At 63.6% G+C, this 22,420-nt stretch carries 19 protein-coding genes; 3 read left to right on the top strand and 16 right to left on the bottom strand.

Features of this window, described 5'->3' with window-relative positions; translation table 11 throughout:
* Position 1 precedes the first annotated feature (1 nt).
* From PCQ86_RS07475 to PCQ86_RS07425, 11 genes are read right to left on the bottom strand one after another with little or no spacing between them, the layout of a single operon-like run.
* Entirely contained in the window at positions 2-1,177 is a 1,176-nt protein-coding gene (locus PCQ86_RS07475) for a S1C family serine protease (protein ID WP_011805857.1), read from the bottom strand.
* Positions 1,174-2,073: a ribose-phosphate pyrophosphokinase gene (locus PCQ86_RS07470; protein ID WP_011805858.1), complete on the bottom strand. Its 900-nt coding sequence runs from the start codon at positions 2,071-2,073 to the stop codon at positions 1,174-1,176. Before PCQ86_RS07470 ends, PCQ86_RS07475 begins: the two co-directional genes overlap by 4 nt.
* Positions 2,070-3,611: a thymidine phosphorylase family protein gene (locus PCQ86_RS07465; protein WP_011805859.1), complete on the bottom strand. Its 1,542-nt coding sequence runs from the start codon at positions 3,609-3,611 to the stop codon at positions 2,070-2,072. The genes PCQ86_RS07470 and PCQ86_RS07465 overlap by 4 nt, the downstream gene beginning before the upstream one ends.
* Complete coding sequence (locus tag PCQ86_RS07460) at positions 3,608-4,966, bottom strand: MBL fold metallo-hydrolase (protein ID WP_005795326.1); 1,359 nt, start codon at positions 4,964-4,966, stop codon at positions 3,608-3,610. Before PCQ86_RS07460 ends, PCQ86_RS07465 begins: the two co-directional genes overlap by 4 nt.
* 25 nt (positions 4,967-4,991) lie before the next feature.
* Entirely contained in the window at positions 4,992-5,489 is a 498-nt protein-coding gene (locus tag PCQ86_RS07455; protein ID WP_005795323.1) for a TPM domain-containing protein, read from the bottom strand.
* 1 nt (position 5,490) lies between these two features.
* Entirely contained in the window at positions 5,491-6,396 is a 906-nt protein-coding gene (locus PCQ86_RS07450) for a TPM domain-containing protein (RefSeq protein WP_005795321.1), read from the bottom strand.
* Position 6,397: 1 nt separating this feature from the next.
* Positions 6,398-7,009, bottom strand: a complete 612-nt coding sequence (locus PCQ86_RS07445; protein WP_005795319.1) for a LemA family protein — start codon at positions 7,007-7,009, stop codon at positions 6,398-6,400.
* Positions 7,006-8,319: an MFS transporter gene (locus PCQ86_RS07440; RefSeq protein ID WP_005795317.1), complete on the bottom strand. Its 1,314-nt coding sequence runs from the start codon at positions 8,317-8,319 to the stop codon at positions 7,006-7,008. Before PCQ86_RS07440 ends, PCQ86_RS07445 begins: the two co-directional genes overlap by 4 nt.
* 19 nt (positions 8,320-8,338) lie before the next feature.
* On the bottom strand, positions 8,339-10,786 hold the full coding sequence (locus PCQ86_RS07435) for a heavy metal translocating P-type ATPase (protein WP_005795314.1): 2,448 nt from the start codon (positions 10,784-10,786) through the stop codon (positions 8,339-8,341).
* Between the two features lie 33 nt (positions 10,787-10,819).
* Positions 10,820-11,683, bottom strand: a complete 864-nt coding sequence (ppk2, locus tag PCQ86_RS07430; RefSeq protein ID WP_005795313.1) for a polyphosphate kinase 2 — start codon at positions 11,681-11,683, stop codon at positions 10,820-10,822.
* An 11-nt stretch (positions 11,684-11,694) separates the two neighbouring features.
* On the bottom strand, positions 11,695-11,961 hold the full coding sequence (locus tag PCQ86_RS07425; RefSeq protein WP_232476753.1) for a hypothetical protein: 267 nt from the start codon (positions 11,959-11,961) through the stop codon (positions 11,695-11,697).
* A gap of 628 nt (positions 11,962-12,589) precedes the next feature.
* Here PCQ86_RS07425 and PCQ86_RS07420 point away from each other — a divergent pair.
* The 3 genes from PCQ86_RS07420 (at position 12,590) to PCQ86_RS07410 (ending at position 14,171) form a co-directional block, all read left to right on the top strand.
* Complete coding sequence (locus PCQ86_RS07420; RefSeq protein WP_232504739.1) at positions 12,590-13,063, top strand: MerR family transcriptional regulator; 474 nt, start codon at positions 12,590-12,592, stop codon at positions 13,061-13,063.
* 292 nt (positions 13,064-13,355) lie between these two features.
* Positions 13,356-13,706 carry a DUF4148 domain-containing protein gene (locus PCQ86_RS07415; protein ID WP_005795305.1) on the top strand — a complete coding sequence of 117 codons (351 nt, stop codon included), beginning with the start codon at positions 13,356-13,358 and terminating at the stop codon, positions 13,704-13,706.
* A 225-nt stretch (positions 13,707-13,931) separates the two neighbouring features.
* Positions 13,932-14,171 carry a hypothetical protein gene (locus PCQ86_RS07410; protein WP_005795304.1) on the top strand — a complete coding sequence of 80 codons (240 nt, stop codon included), beginning with the start codon at positions 13,932-13,934 and terminating at the stop codon, positions 14,169-14,171.
* Between the two features lie 175 nt (positions 14,172-14,346).
* Here the strand turns inward: PCQ86_RS07410 and PCQ86_RS07405 are convergent, their stop codons facing one another.
* From PCQ86_RS07405 to PCQ86_RS07385, 5 genes are all read right to left on the bottom strand, one after another.
* Entirely contained in the window at positions 14,347-15,996 is a 1,650-nt protein-coding gene (locus PCQ86_RS07405) for a hypothetical protein (protein WP_041836035.1), read from the bottom strand.
* 98 nt (positions 15,997-16,094) lie between these two features.
* Positions 16,095-19,274: an efflux RND transporter permease subunit gene (locus PCQ86_RS07400; protein WP_270175150.1), complete on the bottom strand. Its 3,180-nt coding sequence runs from the start codon at positions 19,272-19,274 to the stop codon at positions 16,095-16,097.
* A gap of 15 nt (positions 19,275-19,289) precedes the next feature.
* Positions 19,290-20,903: an efflux RND transporter periplasmic adaptor subunit gene (locus PCQ86_RS07395; protein ID WP_011804770.1), complete on the bottom strand. Its 1,614-nt coding sequence runs from the start codon at positions 20,901-20,903 to the stop codon at positions 19,290-19,292.
* Entirely contained in the window at positions 20,900-22,174 is a 1,275-nt protein-coding gene (locus tag PCQ86_RS07390; protein ID WP_011804769.1) for a TolC family protein, read from the bottom strand. The genes PCQ86_RS07395 and PCQ86_RS07390 overlap by 4 nt, the downstream gene beginning before the upstream one ends.
* A complete protein-coding gene (locus PCQ86_RS07385; protein WP_011804768.1) occupies positions 22,171-22,419 on the bottom strand; it encodes a DUF2789 domain-containing protein in 249 nt (82 codons plus the stop codon). Before PCQ86_RS07385 ends, PCQ86_RS07390 begins: the two co-directional genes overlap by 4 nt.
* Position 22,420: the final 1 nt, after the last annotated feature.

Genomic DNA, 22,420 nt, shown 5'->3' with positions numbered 1-22,420 from the left:
CTCAGGGCTTGCGGACCGCGGGCCGCTGCCCGAGTTCGACTTGTACGGTCACCGTCTCGCGGCCGCGCAGGATCTTGAATTGGGCGTTGCTGCCCGGTGCGACCGCGGCTGTTTCGCCGATCAGGCCGGCGGTGTCCGGGATCTCCTTGCCGTTGATCGCAAGCACCGTGTCACCGGGCCTCAGCCCGGCGCGATCGGCAGGCCCGCCGCGCTGCACCGCCACCAGTGCGGCGCCCCCGGTGGCACCGGTGGCCTCGTGGATCACGTCGCGGGCGCTCACCCCCAGCCAGCCCCGGCGCACGCGGCCGGTGGCAATGATCTGCTCCATCACCTGCCGTGCCAAGCTGACCGGGATCGCGAAGCCGATCCCCTGGGAGCCGCCGCTGCGCGAGTAGATGGCGGTGTTGATGCCGACGAGATGGCCGTTTCCATCGACGAGCGCGCCGCCCGAATTGCCGGGGTTGATCGCGGCGTCGGTCTGGATGAAGTTCTCGAAGGTGTTGATGCCCAGGCGGTTGCGCCCCGTGGCACTCACAATGCCTTGCGTGACGGTCTGGCCGACCCCGAACGGATCGCCGACGGCCAACACGATGTCGCCGACCTGCACCGATGCTGGATCAGCGAAGGTGATGGGCTGCAGCCCCGTGGCCTCGACGCGCAGCACGGCAAGGTCCGACTCCGGATCGATACCGACGACGCGCGCCGTGGCAACCTTCTCGCCTGGCAGCATCACGGCGATCTCGTCGGCGCCCTCCACGACATGGTTGTTCGTGAGGATATAGCCCTGGGCCGCGACGATGACGCCTGACCCAAGACTCGACGCGCCTTGGGCGGCGTCCTCATCGCCGCCATCGGGCCGCAACCAGTTCTGCATCCTGCGCGGAGGTGTCTTGCGGGTGTAGATGTTCACAACCGAAGCGGACGCCTTGGCGGCGGCGGCGCGAAACCCCGCCTCCAGGCGGGCTGTGATCGCGCTCGGTGTGGCAGGCGCCGAGCCGGTAGTGGCGCCCGCATGCGGCGCCTCCTGTACCGCCACGACGTCGGGCGTCACAGGGACAGGCGCCGGCCCGAAGGCCCGCCAAGCAATGATGACACCCGCGCCAATCGCGATTGCCTGGGCCAGCAGGAGCCAGAGCCGCCGCAGCGCGGAGGGGCGGCGTACAAGGTCGTCGCTCATGTGACGCTGGCCTCGATCAGGTCCTGAACCGCGGCCGCCAGCGGTTCCACCACGCTGATGCCATTGGAGGCATGCGGCACGGTGTCGCAGGTCAGCACCCGCTGGGGGCCCGCCGCGAGGAGCGCGTCATAGGCATCGGCGGCAAAGAGCGCATGCACACCGATGCACACCGGCGGCGGCAATCCGACGCGGCGCACGCTCGCGATGGCCTGGATCATCGTGCGCGCGCTGGACACGATGTCGTCGATGAGCACGGGCTGGCGGCCTGCCAAGGCCGAGGTGTCGGGCAGGCTGACCTCCACGTCCTTGTCGCCCCGGCGAATCTTCTGCAGCACGGTAAACGGTGCATCGGCCCCCCGCGCGACTTCCTGGACCCATTGCTCGCTTTCGGCGTCGGGGCCGATCAGCACTGGGCGCTCCACGTTCGCCGCGACCCAGGCCGCGATGACGGGCGCGGACTGCACGGCGCGCGTGGGCACACGGTAAATCTCGCCGAGCGAGTGGTAGCGGTGCAGATGGGGGTCGACGGTGACGACGCCATCGAACACCGTCGATACCAGCGCAGCGAACGTTCGGGACGTGATCGCTTCGCCCGTGTTGAAGCGCCGGTCCTGGCGCAGGTACGCCAGGTAGGGCGCTGCCAGCAGTACGCGTGTGGCACCGAGGTCGCGTGCAGCGTCTGCCGCGAACAGCAGGGGCAGCGCCTTGGCGTCGGGCTGTGCCAGGCTGGCCATGAGCACGACGGTGCGGCCCGTCACGTCGGCGTCCAGCCGCACCAGCGACTCGCCGTCCGGAAACCGGTGCAATTGCAGGGTGGCCCGCTCCGCACGCAACGCGCGGACGAGGCCTTCGGCGAAGGCCTCGTCGCCTGACAGGTGAAAAATGAGTGGTTTCATACGTTCTCTGAAATCTGGAAGATCGGTGGGCGCGCGCGGACGAACTCCAGGGCATAGGCCAGTTCGCCTGGTGCCTGGGCATGCAGCGTGAACAGCGGCTGTCCGGCTTCGACGCGATCGCCAAGGCGCGCGTGCACATCGATGCCGGCGGCCGGGGCGGTCGGCGCACCGGCGAGCTTGGCCGCCCGCGCGAGCAGGCGGTTGTCGATGCGGGTGACACGGCCCGTGCCCGGCGATTCGACGGTGTGCAGATGCGCCGCCATCGGGAGGCTGCGAAGGCCGCCCTGCTCAGAGCAGATTGCCTGGAACTTGGCCCAGGCCCGGCCATCGGCCAGCACCTCGGTGGCGAGCTTCAGGCCGCCGCCGGCCGGCGCCGCGCCGCCCATTTCGAGGATGTCCGCCGCCAGCCGCAGCGCCCGCTCTCGCAGGTCGGCCGGGGCCTCGCGCGTCCCTTGCAGGACGGCCAGCACGTCGCGGGCTTCCAGTGCGGGACCGATCCCGCGGCCAACCGGCTGTTCGCCGTCGGTGACGCGCAAGAACACCTGCAGGCCTATGGCGCCACCCACCTCCTGCAGGCGCCGGCCGAGCGACGCCGCGGCGTGTGCGCTGCGCACTTTCGCGGTGGCGCCCACGGGCAGATCGATCAGCACATGGGTCGAACCCGCAGCGGCCTTCTTGGACAGAACCGAGGCCACGAGCTGCCCTTCGCTGTCGAGATCGAGTGGCCGCTCGACGCGGATAAGGATGTCGTCGGCGGGGCTGAGCCGGACCGAGCCGCCCCACACGATGCAGCCGCCCGTGCGCTCGACCACGCGTCGCATGCTCGGCACATCCAGGTTGACCGGTGCCAGCACCTCCATCGTGTCGGCCGTCCCGGCCGGTGAGGTGATGGCGCGCGAGGAGGTCTTTGGCATCATGAGGCCGCAGGCGGTCACGATGGGCACCACGAGCAGGGTCGTGCGATTCCCCGGCAGGCCGCCGACGCAGTGCTTGTCCACGACCAGCGGACGACCCCAATCGATGCGGTCGCCGACGGCGATCATGGCTTTCGTGAGCGACAGCGTCTCCGCCAGGTCAAGGCGATCACCCGCGCAGGCGGTGATGAAGGTGGCGAGGTGCAGGTCCGAGTAACGGCCCGCCGCGACGTCGGAGATGATCGCGCCGAACTGGGCGTCGCCAAGGGAGTTGCCGTAGACCTTGGCCCGGACATGGCTGAGCGAATCCAGCGGTGGCGCATGGGTGACCGCGACCGGCTCACCCGGCTGCGCACCCAGCGATGCCCACGCGGACTCGGACAGACCGGCGACGTTCTCGGCCAGCCAATCACCGTCGACGACACTGAGCGTCGCCACGATGCTTCGGCCGCCGGCCGTCAATTGCACGCGCGCCTGGGTCGTGAAACCCTCCGATCGACAGACCGGGCAATCGCGCCGCATGTAGACCACCGGCTCCTGATAGGTGTCGATGCCCGTGCGCCACGCCTGCAGCCTGTTCCCGGCCTCCTTGGTGCGGCCGGCTTCATGCATTTGCGCTGTCATGCGAGCTCCACGGTCTGCAGGTAGTCGGGCACCGAAACCGCCCAGCCGAGTTCATGGTCGATCCGCGAGCGCAGCGCATCGGCCGCTTCGGGCTCGCCGTGCGTCACGAACGTGCGGCGCGGCGTTTGCGTGAAGCCGCGCAGCCACGCGATGATCTCGTCGGCATCGGCATGGGCGGAGAGGTTGTCGAGCGAGGCCACCTCGGCGCGAATCGGCACGTCTTCGCCATGGATGCGAACGGTGGACGCACCATGCAGGATCGCCGCGCCGCGGGTTCCACCCGCCTGGTAGCCGGCGAACAGGATCGTGTTGCGCCGATCGGGTGCGAAGGACTTCAGGTGGTGAACCACCCGGCCACCCGTGGCCATGCCGCTGGCGGAGATGATCACCATCGGGCCGCGGCTGGCACTGAGCGCCTTGGACTCCTCGACCTTGTTGACGATCTTCGCGGCGTGGCACATGCCCTCGCACTCCTCGGGCGAGAGCCGATGCTCGTCACGGTGGGCGTGATACAGCTGCGTCGCATCGATGGCCATCGGGCTGTCGAGGTACACCGGCAGGTGGTGGATGCGGCCCTGCTTCTTGAGCTGGTAGATGCCATACATCAGGCTTTGGGCGCGGCCGACCGCGAACGCGGGGATGACCACGACACCGCCGCGGGCGGCGGTCTGATTGATCACGGTCTCCAGTTTTTCCAGCGCGTCAGTCTCTTCATGCTTGCGGTTGCCGTAGGTAGACTCCACCAGCAGGTAGTCTGCGCCCGGAACCTGCACCGGCGGGCGCAGCACCGGGTCGTTCGGGCGGCCGATGTCGCCGGAGAAGAGCACCGACCGCTGCCCATCGCTGAGGTGCACGAAGGCGGAGCCGAGCATGTGCCCCGAGGGCTCCAGCCGGGCTGTGAGTCCGGGCAGAGCTTCGAAGGCCTCGGCGAACGGACGCGGTGAGAAAAGCTTCAGGCAGCGCTCGGCATCCTCCCGCGTGTACAGCGGCAGCGCGGGCTTGTGCTTGGAGAAGCCGTAGCGGTTGGCGAACTTCGCCTCTTCTTCCTGCAAATGACCACTGTCGGTGAGCAGTATCTTGCATAGCTCATGCGTCGCGGACGTGCAATAGACCCGCCCGCGAAAACCCTGCCGCGCCAGCAGCGGCAGGTAGCCGCTGTGATCGATGTGGGCGTGGGTGAGCACGACAGCATCGATCGTCTTGGGCGCGACCGGCAGCGGCTCCCAATTGCGCAGCCGCAGCTGCTTAAAGCCCTGGAACAGGCCGCTGTCCACCAGGATGGTCGAGTCGCCATGGCGCAGGAGGTATTTCGAACCGGTCACGGTGCCCGTGGCACCCAAAAACTGAAGTTGCATGGAAAGTCTCCAAGGATGTTGTCGTTCAAAAAAGGACTGGCCGATCGGGCAACTCGTTTCCGTCGCCCGAGTCGCGCGGAAAGTGCTGCATCAACAGATGGCTGACGGCGGCGATGCCTTCCATGGAACCGGCCTCGAAGTGCCCCTGCGCGAACTGGGCTTCCATGCGCTGGCACACACCTGACCACATGTCGGCGCCGCAACAGGCATGGATGCCGCGATCGGCCACGATCTCCACCGCCCGATCGGCCAGCAGCACGTAGATGAGCACGCCGCTGTTATGTGCCGTGTCCCATACGCCCATACGGGCGAACAGATCCAGCGCTCGCTCGCGCGGCGACTGGTCTCGCCACAGCGGCGATCCATCCAGCGCGCCCTCGACCACGAAGCGCAACTGGCCGCCATGCTGGGACTCTCCCGCACGGATGGCTTGCTCGATGGCGTCCAGAGTGCGCGACGGGAAGGCGCGGCGTACCGCGCCGCCGGTGGTGGCGAGGTGGCGAAGAAGTCGTTGAATGTTCATCTCACCACCGTCCTGAGGCGCCACCGCCACCAAAGCCACCGCCACCGCCGCGGAATCCTCCTCCGCCGCCGCCGAATCCGCCACCAGGCCACCCACCACCCCGATGGTGCCCATGCATGCCGCCGTGGCCGCCCATGCCGATGCCTAGCAGCGTGACGAAGAACCCCGCCAATCCGGCCATCGCGGCTACCGCGAGCGTGCCCACCACCAGCCACGCCGCAGCACCCAATACCCCGGCTGTGACCACGGCGCCAGGGACCCGGCCGAGCGCGTTGCGCAGCAATCCGCCCAGCATCAAAGCCACGATGAACAGGAAGGGCCAGGCCTGGCCGATGTCGTTGGTCCGGCCTTGCCGCCGTGGATCCGCCGCAGGCAGGGCTTCGCCGTCGACGACGCGCATGATCTGTTCGGCGCCTGCCGCGATGCCACCGTCGAAATCGCCCTGGCGAAAGCGCGGCGTGATTACTTCGTCGATGATGCGCCGCGCCACCAAGTCGCTCAGCGCGCCCTCGATGCCGTAGCCAACCTCGATGCGCACGGCACGATCTTCCTTGGCAACCAGCAGCAGTGCGCCATCGTCCACCTTGCGGCGGCCGAGCTTCCACTGTTCGACCACCCGCATGGCGTACTGCTCGACCGGTTCTGGCCGCGTAGAGCCGACCATCAGCACCGCGATCTGCACGCCCTTGCGTTCCTCGAAGGCACGAAGCTGCGCATCCAGCGAGGCGATCCGATCGGCGGCGAGCGTCCCCGTGAGGTCGGTGACACGCGCCTGCAGCGGCGGAATAGCTACCAGTTCCTGCGCGGACGCGACCACCAGGAACAGGCTCAGCAACAGCCAGGCCAACATGCGGGCCAGGCGCAGGTGGGCGGCCGGGTACGGCACCGCTGTTCTCAGCGTGCTCATGTCAGGGGCGCGCCGCCGGTGCCGAGGCGCCGAAGTCGACCTGGGGCGGCGTGGCCATCGCCTTCTCGTCGGCGACGGAGAAGTTCGGCTTGACGTCGTAGCTGAACACCTTGGCCGTGATGTTGGTCGGGAAGCTGCGCGTGAGGACGTTGTAGTCCTGCACCACCTTCACATAGCGCCCGCGGGCCACGGTGATGCGGTTCTCGGTGCCTTCAAGCTGCGCGCGCAGTTCCTGGAAGGCCTGGTTGGCTTTGAGCTGCGGGTAGTTCTCGCTCACGACCAGCAGCCTGCTCAGCGCGCCGGACAGCTCGCCCTGCACCGCCTGGAACTTCTGGAACGCCTCGGGGTTGTTGACGAGTTCCGGAGTAGCCTGAATCGAGGTGGCCTTGGCGCGCGCTTCGACGACCCGGGTCAGCGTCTCTTGTTCGAAGTTGGTCTCTCCTTTCACCGTCGCGACGATGTTCGGTATCAGATCTGCGCGCCGCTGGTACTGGTTCAGCACCTCGGACCAGGCAGACTTGGTCTGTTCGTCCAACCGCTGGAAGTCGTTGTAGCCGCATCCGCTCAGCGACAGGGCAAGCGCTGCGAGCAGGGTCGTCAGGATAAGTCTCATGGTTCGGTCTCCGTGGAGGAAGGTGAAGCTGTCAGCAGGGCCGGGTTCGCTGGCCACCACTGCCGGGGAATCAGCAAGAATGCGAGGGTGGCCACGAGCGGGATGGAGAGCCATGCGAAGCTGCTCTGCATGACGGTGCCGAACAGCCAGCCGGCGACTGCCGATCCAAGCGTCTGCCCGAAGCCGGCTGCTGCCGCTAGGCCGCCCATCGCGGTTCCGAGCCGCCGACGTGCGGAGCCTGCGGCGAGGTAGGCAACGGTCGGCAGCACGATACCGGTGCCCGCCGCTGTGAAACTGACGCCAACGTACATCCAGGTCTCGCTGCCATGGCGAGCCAGCACCGCGAGTCCCGCGATACCCAGGACCATGCCGGCAGCCAACATGCGACGGGGATCAGCGCGCTCAAGCAAGCCGGTGAAAAACAGGACCGCGTTGACGCCCAACATCACCAGGCTGCATGCGGCGAACATCCACGACACCTCGCGCGACGTGAGTTCGGGATGACGCTGGCCCTGCAGCACGATGCCGAGTTCAAAGCCGGCGAGCACGAACATGACCACGCCATTGAGCAGCCAGAGCGTGAAGGACCGGCTCTCGGGCGGGCCGTCGTCATCGCTCGGGCCCGCATCCAGAGTGCTGGACGGCGCGGGAAGCGTGGCGGCCAGGCCCAGCATCATCAACGCACCCAGCGCGGCCGAGAGTCCGATCACGAGCTTGGTCGATGACCCCTGCACGAGGGCGGCGAAGACGCCCAAGCCGGCAAGGCGATCCGCGACGGCGTTGAGGCCGGGTCCGAACAGGAACCCGAGCAGCGACATCGCGCCCAACCATGCGAAGCGCTTGGCGCGTATCGCCTGCGGCGTGTACTGCGCGACGAGCGCCGGCACCACGGGCACGACTGCGGCGACAAAGAAGCCCGCAGCGCCGCGCAGCGCATAGATGCCGACCACGCCCACAGATTCGGGGCGCAGCAGCGGAAGCAGGCTCGCCACATAGCCGACCAGCCCGACCAACAGCACGCGGGCGCGTCCCAGCCTGTCCGCCAGCACGCCCCACAGTGGCGCCCCCACAAGTATCCCGGCCGTGTAGATGCCGCTGAGGTAGCCGACATGGCGCGCGAGCACCGCTGGGTCGGCGTCACCCATCAGAGGGCGCAGCCAGTCGGGAATCAAGGGCATCAACGCGCCGTACCCGGCCGAGACAACGAACACGGCCGCCGCTAGCCAGCCCAGCTGAACGACGCCCAGATCGTCCTGACGGGCCAGCCTGGCTTTGGACGGCGGCGATCTCATCGGGCGGCTCTCGACCATGGTGGCTCGCAGCACGGGCTCACGCGACCGCTTGAGCGGAGGTGCGCGACGTGACGCGCTTGATGCCCGGTAAGCGCGTGCGTTTGAGCATTAGTGCATTGATGGCCACTATCGCAGAACTGCCGGACATCGACAACGCGGCAACCTCCGGCGACAGCGTGAAGGGGTACAACACCCCAGCCGCAAGCGGGAAGGCGACCACGTTGTAGCCCACGGCCCACCATAGGTTCTGGTGCATCTTGCGCAGCGTTGCGCGAGAGAGCTCGATGGCCCCGACGACGTCGTACGGGTCGCTTTTCATCAACACCACCTGGGCGCTTTCCATGGCGACATCCGTCCCGGCGCCGATCGCAAAACCGACGTCGGCCTGGGTCAGCGCTGGAGCGTCGTTGATGCCGTCGCCGACCATGCCCACCTTGTGGCCCTGCTGCTGCAACTCCTTGATCTTGGATGCCTTCTGGCCGGGCAGCACGTCCGCAAGGACGATGTCGATGCCCAGTTCCTTGCCGATGCGCTCGGCGGTCGCCTGGTTGTCGCCGGTCAGCATCGCGACCTTCACGCCCCGCGCCTGCAGCTTGGAGATCGTCTCGCGCGAGGTCGGCCGGACGGCGTCCGCGATTGCGATGAGGCCGATCAGCCGGCCGCCGCGCGCGACATAGACCACCGTGCGCCCGCCGCCTTGCAGCCGCGTTGCCTCGCTGGCGAGGACGGTCAGGTCTACCTGCTCCGACTGCATCAGCAGCCGGTTCCCGAGCAGCACCCTCTCGCCCCCGATGGTGGCCCGTGCACCTTGCCCATCGATGTTGGTGAAGTTCTCGGTGACCTCCGTCGGCATGTCCCCCGCACGCTTGAGCACTGCGAGTGCAAGGGGGTGCTCGGAGAACTTCTCCACCGCGGCGGCCGTCGCCAGAAGCCGCGCCTCTTCGACACCGGGCGCGGCCACGATCTCGACGACATCGGGCTGCCCGAGTGTCAAGGTGCCGGTTTTGTCGAACACCACCACTGTCAGCTTGGTAGCGTTCTCCAGCGCGGCCGCGTTCTTGAAGAGGATGCCGTTCATCGCACCCAGGCCGGTCCCGACCATGATGGCCATCGGCGTGGCCAGGCCCAGCGCATCAGGGCATGCGATCACGAATACCGTGATGGTCAAGGTGAGTGCGAATAGCAGCGTCTGGCCCATCACCCAGTACCAGACGCTGAAGGTCAACAGGCCAATCACGATCGCCGCCAGCACCAGCCACTGCGACGCCTGGTCGGCCAGCAGCTGGCCGGGTGCCTTCGAGTTCTGGGCCTCCTGGACCAGCTTGACGATCTGGGCCAATGCCGTGTCCGCACCGACCTTCGTGGCCTTGTAGCGGAAGCTCCCGCTCTTGTTGATGCTGGCGCCCACGACGGTGCTGCCTACCACCTTCTTGACCGGCATCGACTCGCCGGTCAGCATCGACTCGTCTACCTGCGAGGCTCCTTCGACGATCTCGCCATCCACCGGGATTTTGTCGCCGGGCTTGATCACCACCAGTTCACCGGCCACGACCTCGGCGGTTGGCACCTTGGTCTCGACACCGTTGCGCACGACGGTGGCCATCGGTGGCGCGAGATCCATCAGCGCGCGAATCGCGTCGGACGCACCCGCGCGGGCGCGCATCTCTAACCAGTGGCCCAGCAGGATGAAAACCAGCAGCACTGACGCCGCTTCATAGAACACCTCACCCTCGTAGAAGAAGGTCGCTCCGACGCTGAACAGGTATCCCACGCCCACCGACAGCACGACCAGCGTGGCCATGTTGGCGACACCGTTGCGCAAAGCGCGCCACGCAGCGATGCAGAAAGGCCACCCGGGATAGAGGATTGCCGCGCTCGCAAAGATGAAAAGAAAGAGCTTGTTGTCCAGCCCGAACGGCGTCTGGAAGTCGCCGAACATCTTCCCCATCGGCGAATAGAGAAACACCGGAATCGAAAAGATCAGGGACACGAAGAACCGATTGCGCATGTCCCGGGCCATGTCCTGCATCGACCCAGACCCGTGCCCCATGTCGTGCATCATGTCGGCCATGGCGGGCTCGCCTGCGTGGCCCTGGTGCCCGACATGGGAGGCCGGCGAGGCGGCCGTCGTCGCAGTCGCTCCGGCTGCATGGGCGTGCCCCGAATGCACCGCGTGATCCTCCTGCTTCGCAGACACGGCGTGATCGGCGTGTCCGTCATGGCTCTGGCCCGCCGTACTGCCCGTGGCGGGATCACACACATGCTTAGGCGTCTGCTCGCCACTGCAGTGATAGCCGCACTCCACGATCCGGCGGCGCAGATCCTCGACACTGAGCTGCCGTTCGTCGAGATGGACCGTTGCGCTTCCCGCAACGTAGTTGACATCCGCGTGATGGACGCCGGGAAGCTGCAGCAACTTGCGACGTACTCCCTCCGCGCTCAGGCTCGATATGAGCCCTCCGACTTCAACGTTGATTGCCTTCATGGATGGTTCTTACTGTTGGTTCTGTTCGATGTGTCAACGTGCGAGTCGGCCGGAATCCAGGCAGTCCTGCGAGAACTCGAAGACGATCTCCCGGTCGGGCGCGATGAGCTTGTGCTTCTTGCCCGCGTAGTGGAGCCGCGAGAGGACGTCCCTGATCAGGTTGAGCCTGGCGACTCGCTTGTTGTCGGCGAGCACGACGGACCAGGGAGCGGCAGCGGTGTGCGTGCGTATGAACATCTCGTCGCGCGCACGCGTGTAGCCGTCCCAGTGCTTCAGCGCCACGGCGTCGACCGGACTTGATTTCCATTGCTTGAGCGGGTCTCGGCGGCGTTCACCGAGCCGGCGGGTCTGCTCTTTCTTCCCGATGTCGAGGTAATACTTCAGCAGCTTGATGCCGGAGTTGACCAGCATCTCCTCGAACTTCGGCACTGAGTTCATGAACTCCTCGTGCTGCTCAGCCGTGCAGAAACCCATCACCGGCTCCACGCCGGCGCGGTTGTACCAGCTACGGTTGAACACAACGAGTTCTTCGCCGACCGGTAGGTGCGGCACGTAGCGCTGGAAGTACCAACTGGTGCGGTCCCGATCGGAGGGTTTGCCGAGCGCGACGACCCGGGTTTCCCGCGGACTCAGGTGTTCGACGAGCCGCTTGATGCTGCCATCCTTGCCCGCACTGTCCCGTCCCTCCAAGAGGATGAGGATCCGGTCGCTGCACTTGATGAAATGGCGCTGCAGCTTCACGAGTTCTATCTGCAGCATGTGCAACTGCGCCTCATAGTCCTCGCGGCCGATCGAGCGTTCCGTTGCCTCGTCGCGCGACGGGTTGTGCGCGACATCGGTCACGTCCGCATGAGCCTTTTTCGTCGCGCCTGTCGCGGCCTTCTTGTTCTTTGCCATGGGGTTCTCCGTTACGCCTGCTCGTTCCAGGCAGCATTGATCCGCGAGTGCTCCGGCATGCCCTCGAAGCTCGGCGCCACTAGAGCCGAAGTCCCAGGGGCGCTCGAACCCGCAGGATGATGGGCCTGATGGTCGTCTTGCGCGAATGAAAACAAACTGACGAGGGCGGCGCCGAAGACGACCGCGATGGAGCGCACGAATGTCATTTCTTTCTCCTTTAGCCGCTGGCTTTTGTCGTCTGGTCGAGCCAAGTGGCGCTTCCAGAAGACAAATCCCATATGAGAACTCCGTAGCCGGGTACAGAGTCAAGGCGTACGAGACGCGTGCGGGACATAGCCGGCACAGCGCTCACAGGAGGGGCTATAACGCGAGACGTGCAAACAGCAGCCAAGCAGGCGGCTGTGGGTGAGCCCGCTGGGGGCTCCTCAATAGGATGGCTCGCAGAGCCAGCGCCGGGGCCGGTTCCCAGGCAGTATAGGAAGGGGGCGGAAGCCCAATAAGGTCGAACGCAAAGGTCGGCGTCTTCTGAATTGCCGACTGGTTGACCTCTCCGCAAAGTTTCAGGCAAGGTGCCTTCGACGGGTCCTGGCTCCCCTCTTCATGCTTTTCGTGGGCGCCCTCATGACCCCCATGGGAGTGGCCATTGCCGTGTTCATACCCTGACGCATAGTGGTGCGGCTCCGGGGACTCCAACAGGCAGGCATTCGCCATCCCGGCCGCAAGCGCAAACAACCATACCCCCAGCACCATCCACGCGATGGCACGAATCCTACGAGGGTTGAGATGTGTGCGCATGTGCGGCCTATATAGCCAATAACAGCAATCCTATGCTTAGGCAAGCTGCGAGATCTTGATCTTAATCAAATGGAGACAGGGGTCAACTACGCGGTACAGCGTTATCCTGCCATGGCTATGAAGAAAACGGTAGATCCCTCGATGAACGAAGGCCCGGGCGATTGGATGACGGTCGGCAGACTGGCCAAAGTCGCTGGCGTCGGTGTAGAGACGATTCGCTACTACCAGGGTCGCGGGCTTTTGCCGGTCCCGAAAGCCGCAGGCAGTTTCCGGCGTTACCCCGCTTCAATGGTTCAGCGGATCGGCTTTATCAAGCGGGCGCAGAGCCTGGGCTTCTCGTTGGATGAGGTGGGATCGCTGCTAGACCTGGAGGACGGACGGAATCGCCGGGCCATCCAGACGGTGACGCAGCGACGCCTTGAGCAAATCGATGAGAAGGTCGGGGATCTGGAGCGCATGCGAGGTGCACTGCGTGACATGCTCGCGCGGTGCGAGGAGACGGGGCAGGCGTTTCCCTGCCCCATCATCGCCGCACTTGTTGGCACGCCTGCGGACCCACAACCACCTATCAATCGCTTGCGATAGCTCGCTGGAGCCACATCGCTGGAGGGTGCGCGTAAGCCAGGGGCTGCCCAATGGCACCCGGACTGCTGCCGTGATAGGCGCGTATCCTTGAGGTAGATTCTCCGTCCTCCGTGTTTACCCCCCGCGCAGGTCCACCAACTTGCGCTCCAGTTCGCGCCGCTCCCTGACAAAAATATCATCGGGCTGTCTAGATTCTGTTGGGGTGCGCTCCCTACGATGAACACATCTCCTCAACGCCCAAGCAAGGCATGAGAGATGCAAGTTTTATTCACTATCGCTAGGAGCTTCAACCATGATCCAAAAACGCCTCTCCCTTTCTTCCATGATTGCCGCCGCGGCCGCAGTGGTTACCCTGGGCCTTCCAGGGATTGCTTCGGCAGCGTACGAGCATCCCGCCAACAACGAAAAGGGCGTCATCGTTCACCCGGAACACTTCAAGAGCGAGAAGACGCGAGAGCAAGTCATCGCCGAAACTAAGGCTGCTATGCAGCAAGGACGACTTTCTTACGGCCAAAGCAACTTCCCGATCCGCACTCCTGATGCGGCAGGTCCAGGCAAGACGCGTGAGCAAGTAATCAACGAATTGCGGAGCGAGTCCCCTGAAGAACGCGACGCGCGTCTGCGTCTCTACTACCGGGGTTGATTGCCAGTTGGGGTTGCAGCGGGTTTCCGGGGAGGCCGAGGAATCTAAACAGGCGGCGTGGCAACTGCGGAAAAAACCTTCGACGTTGGCACAGAAACCCCGGGATCTGTCAAAAACAGAAAAAAGCGTGCCCTTGCGCTTCGCGTACCGCTGTTGGCGCAGTCAGCCGGCAGCCCTGTGCCTCGCTGATTCATACGTTCGGTTTTCCTATCCAAGGAGTTCATCATGAAATACTTGCTCATCGCTCTCGTTGGCGCCACGACCCTTGGCTTCAGTCTCTCGGCCAGTGCCGCTCCAGACCAAGAAAAGGTCTGCCCTCCCAAGAAACTCGTATTGCAGCTCGACCATGGCCCGCGCGCACAGACGACGCCATACCTGAACCAATTGCGCAAGGCGCGTTATGAGGCCGAAGTCAAGGCCTGCAAAGATGGCGCAAAAGCCGCCAAAGAAACCTGTGCCCCGTAACTTTTGAGATGGGATTGGTCGCTGCGTGCATCTGGTGGGAGTTGGTCCTCGCCCATGCGACGTGACCATCTGCATTTTGCCAGGCCAGAAGCCACGCATCATCGTCTGACCATTCTTGCAGCAACCCAAATGATTCACTTCGTTGGGCGGCCCACCCTCCTACCGGCTCCTATGATCAGGCGCCGTTGGGCTCCAAGTCTATGGAGAATAGCAGCTCCTGCATCCGTCGGCGCTCCTCAGGAGTAGGCCATGCTGCATCTCCTGGCGCAGCCTCCAATTTGAACCGCCCCTCTCGGTCGAAGCGAACAAACCCATAGGTCTCGTTGACCACAGCACCCGGCACCCCATCGGCCCGAAGCCGTACATACCAGTCCGCTAGGCGCAGAGTTTGGTCCGCAAATATCGGTGCCAAGGCCTGGCCCCTGGCAAGCGCCACATACAGCACATGCGGCAACGCGTGCACCTCGCCCGCCTCGTCGAGCAGGAACACATAGGACGCGTGTTCACCATCCGAGTCGCACATTCCGCGGCCGGAGCCATCCACGGTGGTGTAGACGGGGGCAAAGCCACTGCCCGGCTGGCGGAAGTTCGTGGTTTGTCCCTGATACACGCGTGCAGCAACCCACTGAACGTCGCCGGCATAGGCGTAGGCGCGCAAATCGAATTTCATGGACTGCAGTCCCTCCGTATTCGCAATGACGCGTTCGCCCGGAGGCACGAGGGCCTGTGCTACATAGGCTCCCGTCATGATCTCCTGCCAGACCCGGCGCGTGAGTTTGTCACCTCGGTACGCGGCGCGGCTACCGAAGCCCGCCGCGGGTTTGAAGAACAGGCTACGACGAGCCGCCCACAGCCGGTCACCATGTGCCTCATCGACCACTTCGGTGCGCGGCACGTTCGCCAGCAGCACCTTCCTGTCGTCGTCAGCAACGCCCAGCTCCCGCAGCGCACCATCGTCACTGAACAAGGCCAGTCGCCGCTTGTCGGCGTATAGCGCGTGCGCCGTCGGATGGGGCGTGAGAACCGCTACCTGTTCCAGCCAAGCCTGTCGCAGCACGGCGTTGGCAGGCAGATCCAGATAAAAATCTGTGACACGATTGTAAACCACGTCGATGGCGAGTTCGCCGTGCCAGAGCCTGCCGTGACGGCACGCCAGCTCGGAGGGATCGACAATGATGGCCTGCAGTCCATGGCGCTCAAACAGCTGCCGGAACAGCAGGAACTCTGGATACAGGTATTGCTGCTGCGGCGCTTCGTCCACGATAGCGATCGAGACCAACGGCCGTGAGTGACCGGCCAGCCGCCACTCACGGCGGAACATGTCCACCAGCCGCTGCTCGAACGTTGTGACTCCTGCTCGGCCGGGCACCATTGCATGCACAGCCTGACAGCAGCTGCGCTGAGCACGGGCCAGCACCGCATTCAGCATCGCACCACCAGCGTTCGTGTTGATTTCGATCAAACCGAGACGGTCTTGGTCCAGATGGAAGTCATAGCCGAAGAACACGCCCTGGGAGCCACCGGTGCCGTCCCGCGCAATGGCGGGGGCATCCGCCAAGACCTGCTCCCGGTAGGCCGGGAGTGCCACCACTGCCTCGATGGCTTGCACGACGCGGGCCATTCGTTCGAGAGGAGGCCGCGCCACGAAGACCGGCTGCGCAGCAAACAGGTAGGGGCATCGGTCGCGCACTAGCTGCGACAAGCTCGGAGAGCCCAACTCGGCATCGAGCGCAGCCGCCAGCGCCGCAGGATCCAGGCTCAGACAGAAGCAGTCGCGGTTGAGCCGCTCAAAGGAGGTCAACTCGCAGTTTGATGTGTTGTGCATTGAGAGAGGGGTCAGAGCAGTTGGTGAAACAAGTAAAGCGCCTCCTTTTAGACCCTGTCCCACGCTCCGCGTCGACGCCAAGGGCCAGCGTCCATGGCTCAAACTTCACGGCTCCAGACTGGGTCGGATGGATGCGAATCCGTTCCCGAAGCACGCTGCCTTCGAAGTTCAAACTGTTTGACCAGCGCGTAGAGCGCCGGAATCACAGCCAGCGTGAGCACGGTCGAAGAAATCATGCCACCGACCATCGGTGCGGCAATGCGACTCATCACTTCCGAGCCGGTGCCGGTCCCCCACATAATGGGTAGCAGGCCCGCCATAATGGCAACGACCGTCATCATCTTGGGACGAACCCGTTCGACGGCTCCATCCATGACTGCCTCGTAAAGGTCACCAACTCCTGGCTCTTTCCCTTCAGAGCGGCGTTTTTCCTTGATCTCTTCCCAGGCGTGGTCCAGGTAGATCAGCATGACGACCCCGGTTTCAGCGGCCACACCCGCCAGGGCAATGAAGCCCACAGCAACTGCGACAGAGAGGTTGTAGCCAAGCCACCACATCAGCCAGACGCCGCCAACCAACGCGAACGGCACCGACAGCATGACGATCAAAGTCTCCGTCAGTCGCCTGAAGTTCAGGTACAGCAGCAGGAAAATGAGCAACAGCGTTACTGGCACAACGAGTTTCATTTTCTCGATGGCACGCTCCATGGACTCAAACTGACCGCTCCATGTGGCGTAGTAGCCGGGCGGGAACTTGACCTGGTCATTCACTGCTTTGCGCGCCTCGGCGACGTAGCCACCGATGTCACGCTCACGGATGTCCACAAAAATGTAGGCAGATAGCAGCGCATTTTCGGTACGGATACCCGGGGCGCCCTTGGCCACCTCCACGCGGGCAACCTGGCCCAGCAGAACCATGGCTCCATCCATCGTCGGCACCAGCACTTCACGGGCGATCTGCTGCGGGTCAGACCGCAATTCGCGTGGGTAGCGAACCGTCACGCCAAAACGCTCTCGCCCTTCCACCGTGGTGGTCACCATGTCACCGCCGAGCGCCGTACCAATGACCTCCTGCAGATCACCCACCGCCAGACCGTAGCGTGCCAGTTGGGCGCGGTCGGGCTCGATGTTCAGGTAGAAGCCGCCTGTGATCCGCTCCGCGAATGCCGAGGTGGTGCCGGGCACAGATTTCACTACGGTCTCGATCTCCCGCGCCAGGCGTTCCATTTCGTTCAAGTCCTTGCCGAAGACCTTGATACCAATGGGTGTGCGGATACCGGTGGACAGCATGTCGATGCGCGCCTTGATGGGCATGGTCCAGGCATTGGAGACGCCAGGAAATTGCAGTGCCTTGTCCATCTCGGCGATCAATTTGTCGGTGGTCATGCCAGATCGCCACGCTGACTCCGGCTTGAGGTTGATGACCGTCTCGAACATCTCGGTCGGTGCCGGGTCGGTGGCCGTGTTGGCCCGTCCTGCCTTACCGTAGACCGATTCAACCTCTGGAAAACTCTTGATGATCTTGTTTTGCGTCTGAAGCAACTCGGCGGCCTTGGTGATCGACATGCCCGGCAGCGAAGCAGGCATGTAGAGCAAAGTGCCTTCATTGAGTGTCGGCATGAATTCGGACCCCAGCTTGCTGGCCGGGTAGAACGACACCCCAAGCACGACCAGGGCAATAGCAATAGTCACTTTCTTCCAGCGCATCACGCCAGCGATGATGGGTCGGTAGACCCAGATCAGGAACCGGTTCACCGGGTTACGGGACTCCGGCATGATGCGTCCGCGAATGAAAATCATCATGAGCACCGGCACCAGCGTCACCGACAGCAGCGCCGCTCCTGCCATAGAAAACGTCTTGGTGAACGCCAGCGGTGAGAACATGCGCCCCTCCTGTGATTCGAGCGTGAACACGGGCAGAAACGACACGGTGATGATCAGCAGCGAGAAGAACAGTGCCGGGCCAACCTCCTTGCACGCGGCGATCATGGCCTCGACCCGCTGCTTGCTGTTGTGCTCGGGTGGGAGCCGCTCCAGGTGTTTATGGGCGTTCTCGATCATGACGATGGCCGCATCCACCATGGCACCGATCGCAATGGCGATACCACCCAGACTCATCAGGTTGGAATTCATGCCCAGCAAGCGCATCGCGATGAATGAGATCAGCACCCCTACGGGCAACATCAAGATAGCCACGAGGGCTGAACGGATGTGCATGAGAAAGACCATGCAGACCAGGGCAACGATCAGGCTCTCCTCAATCAGCGTTCGCTTGAGCGTATCGATGGCCCGATGAATCAGGTCAGATCGGTCGTAAACAGCCTGGATGCTGACGCCCTGCGGCAGCCCTGCCGAAACTTCGGTAATTTTCTCCTTCAGGTTGTGAATGACTTCCAGGGCGTTTTGGCCATAGCGGGCCATGGCGATGCCCGAGACCACCTCCCCCTCCCCGTTGAGTTCGGTCAGGCCGCGCCGTTCATCGGGAGCGAGTTCAACGCGAGCGATGTCTCGAATCAATACTGGTGTGCCTTTTTCGGTCTTGACGACCAGGTTCTCGATGTCCGCCGCGCCGCGCAGATAGCCCTTTCCGCGCACCATGTACTCTGTCTCGGCCATCTCCACCACACGGCCGCCGACGTCACGATTGGAGTCGCGCACGACCTGCGACACCTTGGCCAACGGAATGCCGTAGGCCCGCAGCTTCACCGGGTCGACGGTAATCTGGTAGGTCTGGACAAAGCCACCGACGGATGCCACCTCAGCGACGCCATGCGCCTTGGTCAGCTGGTAGCGCAGGTACCAATCCTGCAAAGTTCTCAACTCGGCCAGCGTCCGGTCCTTGGCGATCAAAGCGTACTGGTAGACCCAACCCACACCGGTGGCATCAGGGCCAATTTGCGGCGTGACCCCCTTGGGCATTCGGCTGGATGCGAAATTGAGGTATTCCAGCACGCGCGAACGCGCCCAATAGATGTCTGTGTCATCCTCAAAGATGATGTAGACGAAGGACGCTCCAAAGAACGAAAAGCCGCGCACCACCTTGGACTTGGGTACCGACAGCATGGCGGTGGTCAAGGGATAGGTGACCTGATCCTCAACCACCTGGGGCGCTTGTCCAGGGTATTCGGTGTAGACGATGACCTGCACGTCGGACAAGTCCGGCAGGGCGTCCAAAGGCGTTCGCAACACCGCGAATACCCCTGCGACAATGACAAACAGCGTGGCCAGGAGCACCAGGAAGCTGTTTCTTCCTGACCAGTCAATGATCTTCGCGAGCATGTTGTTCCCTTAAGATCAGTTATGGTCGGCGTGCGGAGTGGCCGCCGCTTTGCCCATGGGTTTCACGGAGGTGACCACCCATTCACCCTGTCCACGCTCAACGAACTCGAAGACCACCGCTGCGCCAGGTTGCAAGCCCGCCATCAGCCCATTGTTGGAGACCTTGAACTCCATGGACATTGCAGGCCATTTGAGGGAGGGTATGGGACCATGGGCAATGGTCACCGTGCCGGCCTTCGCATCAGACTCCTCCACCCTGCCCTCACCTTGGTGCCCGACGGAGGCAGCGGGCTTGCTCGCATCAGGGGTGCCTTGTGCTTCCGACTTAGCTCCATGTGAGGAGTGCCCAAAGCCGCCCACGGCCGCCTTGAGGTTGGCTTCTGCATCGATCAGGAAATTGGCAGCGATGACCACCTGCTCACCCTCGCGAACGCCCTCGGTGACTTCAATGCGGTCGTCGCTGCGTGCGCCCACTTTGACATCGCGGGGTTCGAATCGTCCCTCCTTGAGCTGCACCAGGACGATCTGGCGCGTGCCGCTGTCAATCACGGCCGAAGTCGGCACCGTCAAAACCGCCCCCTTGCTGGCGGTCGGAAGTTCCACCTGGGCAAACATGCCAGGCTTGAGCAAGCCACCCGTGTTTGACAAGTCCACGCGCACCTGCACCGTTCGGGTTTCAGGCTTCAGGGTGGGATACACATAGCTGACTGTCCCCTGGAACACCTTGTCTGGGTAGGCATTGATTTGCACCTTGGCCTTGCCCCCCGACTTGACCAAGCCGATGTCTTGCTCGAAGACATCGGCGATGACCCAGACCGAGGACAGGTTGGCGACTTGGTAGAGCATTTCGCCCGGCATGAATCGCATACCTTGGATGGCCTTCTTGTCGGTGATGATCCCTGCCACTGGTGAGCGAAATGTCAGCGTGCGGCGTGCGTCGCCGGATTTGGCCAAGGTCTTGACCTGCTCGTCCGAGATATCCCAATTGCGAAGCCGCGCCAGGCTGGAGTCGGCCAGCTCACGCATGTCACGCTGTGTCTCACCAGAGGCATCCTTCAACGCATCGACACCCTGTGCCGCGATGGCGTACTCGCGCTGGGCAGACACCAGTTCGGGGCTATAGACCTCGAAGAGAGGCTGCCCCTTGCTCACCGCCTGTCCGGTGACGTTGGCATGCAGACGCTCAACATAGCCCTCGAATTTGGCAGCGATGGTGAAGGTCTGGCGCTCGTCTGGTTCGATGCGTCCGGCGGCACGCACCACCTTGTCCAGAGAGCGCAGACTCACCGCCTCGGTGCGAACGCCGAGTTTCTGAATCTTTTCGGTGCTGATGCGAATTTGATTGGAGTTGGTTTCTGCTTCTTCCTGCTCGCCCTCGTAGACCGCGATGTAGTCCATCCCCATTGGATCTTTTTTCGGTGTGGGAGATGTGTCGGGCAGCCCCATCGGGTTACGGTAAAAAAGTACCTTGCGCTCCTTCTTGGTAGGACCGGCAGAGGCGCCCTGCGACGCAGTCTGGTCACCACTGCGGGCTTCTGATTGGCGCTGTCCCATCCAATAGCCACCACCCGCCGCCAACCCTGCGGCGACGATAGCCAGGAATACGCCGGCCTTGAAACCTGTTGTCATTGTTCTTCTCCCACGATGCGTTCAATTTCGGTAAGCCGCTTCTGCGCTTCCACGCCGGCTTTGATCTGATTCAGTTTGGACTGACGAATCTGGCGCTGCGCGTCCAGCAAGGTCGCAAAATCCACCTTGCCCGTCTGGTACCCAGCCAGCGCAGAGCGGAAGGTCAACTCCGACTGCGGCAAGAGACTTTCGGTCGTTAACGCCAGAGAGCGCCGGGCGGACTCAAAACCTGCCACGTTGGCGTAAAGGTCTGCCAGGACTTGATTCGTGACGACTTCCTGGCGTGAGCGTGCAGCGGCCAACATGGCCTCGGACTCCCGCTCCTGGGCGCGCCGCGAGTCTTGCTGCAGGGGAATATTCAACTCGACCATCAGCTCCCACTCTTTGATCGAGCCTCGGTACTGAATCGGAGAGATACCGACGTTGAAGTCGGGATAGCGGTTCTTGTAGGTCAGCTCGCGGTTCTTCTCGGCCGCCCTGATCTGGGACTCTTCCGTGCGCAGCAGCGGATTGTTCATCCGGGCGCGCCCTTCCAGCGCTGCGAAGCTGACTTGCTCCGGCGACGGCAAGGCGCGGATCTGCTCGGGTGCAGCCAAAATCTCCGAGGTCGGACGCCCCACGAGCGCATTCAACTTGGACTGGAGTTGGCGACGCTCAGCGTCCAGTGCAATCAGTTCGTTGCGCATGGTGGACTGCTCCACCTGCGCACGGATCACATCCTGTTGCGCAGCAAGCCCGCCCGCATAGCGGACCTGCGCGACTTTTTCCAATCGCGCCATCAGGTCGAGAATTTCCCGCGACAAGCGTTCGTTCTGGTCCAGATAATAGAGCTCGGCATAAGTCGTCTTGATCTTGGCAGCCAGTTCAACCCAGGCGCCTGCTGCACGGCTTCTCGCAGCTTGTGCTTGTGACTCAGCCACCTCACGCTTCAGACCGCGTTTGCCCATCCAGGGAAAATCCTGCATCAGCACGTAGCGGGTGCTTCCGACGCGCCCTGGCAATAGCGTGGGGTTTTGTTCTCCCATGCGCGTGATGTCACGCAATTCGGTTCGAATTTTCGGATCCGGCAAGGCGCCCGCAGGCGCGACGCGCTCTGCTGCCGCATCCGCATCAAAACGCATGCTGGCGATTTCTGGGTTTCTATCCCTGGCCGCTTGCAGCAACCCTTCGACACTCGATCCCAGCTTGGCCTCCTGCGCGTGAACCATCGAGCTCAGCGCCAGAGACACCACGACTACCCCCAACGACAGACGATTCCTCATAGGCATCATGACCGCCCCTTGGGTGCACGCAAGGCGGCATTCAACCGGTCAATTACTTCGGCCCAGTCCGCATCTTCCAGAAGCTCTTCGCGCAACAGAGTCGCCTGAGCTGGCGTCCAGAATGGGGCATCGGCCAGCAGCACATCGGCCGGCAGTGGAGAGTGGGCCTCCAAGAACTCCCCAATGCCTGCTGCATCCATGCGCAGGCCGAGCTGGGCAAACAGTTCAGAGAATCGATGAAATGACTTTTCCATA

The organism is Diaphorobacter sp. ED-3, from assembly GCF_027625375.1.
GTDB classification, from domain to species: Bacteria; Pseudomonadota; Gammaproteobacteria; order Burkholderiales; family Burkholderiaceae_C; genus Diaphorobacter; species Diaphorobacter nitroreducens.
This window is presented reverse-complemented; position numbering and strand designations above follow the sequence as displayed.

Coding starts and splice junctions, on each gene's coding strand:
- PCQ86_RS07475 (WP_011805857.1), bottom strand. CDS start 1,177: ATGAGCGACGACCTTGTACGCCGCCCCTCCGCGCTGCGGCGGCTCTGG.
- PCQ86_RS07470 (WP_011805858.1), bottom strand. CDS start 2,073: ATGAAACCACTCATTTTTCACCTGTCAGGCGACGAGGCCTTCGCCGAA.
- PCQ86_RS07465 (WP_011805859.1), bottom strand. CDS start 3,611: ATGACAGCGCAAATGCATGAAGCCGGCCGCACCAAGGAGGCCGGGAAC.
- PCQ86_RS07460 (WP_005795326.1), bottom strand. CDS start 4,966: ATGCAACTTCAGTTTTTGGGTGCCACGGGCACCGTGACCGGTTCGAAA.
- PCQ86_RS07455 (WP_005795323.1), bottom strand. CDS start 5,489: ATGAACATTCAACGACTTCTTCGCCACCTCGCCACCACCGGCGGCGCG.
- PCQ86_RS07450 (WP_005795321.1), bottom strand. CDS start 6,396: ATGAGCACGCTGAGAACAGCGGTGCCGTACCCGGCCGCCCACCTGCGC.
- PCQ86_RS07445 (WP_005795319.1), bottom strand. CDS start 7,009: ATGAGACTTATCCTGACGACCCTGCTCGCAGCGCTTGCCCTGTCGCTG.
- PCQ86_RS07440 (WP_005795317.1), bottom strand. CDS start 8,319: ATGGTCGAGAGCCGCCCGATGAGATCGCCGCCGTCCAAAGCCAGGCTG.
- PCQ86_RS07435 (WP_005795314.1), bottom strand. CDS start 10,786: ATGAAGGCAATCAACGTTGAAGTCGGAGGGCTCATATCGAGCCTGAGC.
- ppk2 (WP_005795313.1), bottom strand. CDS start 11,683: ATGGCAAAGAACAAGAAGGCCGCGACAGGCGCGACGAAAAAGGCTCAT.
- PCQ86_RS07425 (WP_232476753.1), bottom strand. CDS start 11,961: ATGGGATTTGTCTTCTGGAAGCGCCACTTGGCTCGACCAGACGACAAA.
- PCQ86_RS07420 (WP_232504739.1), top strand. CDS start 12,590: ATGGCTATGAAGAAAACGGTAGATCCCTCGATGAACGAAGGCCCGGGC.
- PCQ86_RS07415 (WP_005795305.1), top strand. CDS start 13,356: ATGATCCAAAAACGCCTCTCCCTTTCTTCCATGATTGCCGCCGCGGCC.
- PCQ86_RS07410 (WP_005795304.1), top strand. CDS start 13,932: ATGAAATACTTGCTCATCGCTCTCGTTGGCGCCACGACCCTTGGCTTC.
- PCQ86_RS07405 (WP_041836035.1), bottom strand. CDS start 15,996: ATGCACAACACATCAAACTGCGAGTTGACCTCCTTTGAGCGGCTCAAC.
- PCQ86_RS07400 (WP_270175150.1), bottom strand. CDS start 19,274: ATGCTCGCGAAGATCATTGACTGGTCAGGAAGAAACAGCTTCCTGGTG.
- PCQ86_RS07395 (WP_011804770.1), bottom strand. CDS start 20,903: ATGACAACAGGTTTCAAGGCCGGCGTATTCCTGGCTATCGTCGCCGCA.
- PCQ86_RS07390 (WP_011804769.1), bottom strand. CDS start 22,174: ATGATGCCTATGAGGAATCGTCTGTCGTTGGGGGTAGTCGTGGTGTCT.
- PCQ86_RS07385 (WP_011804768.1), bottom strand. CDS start 22,419: ATGGAAAAGTCATTTCATCGATTCTCTGAACTGTTTGCCCAGCTCGGC.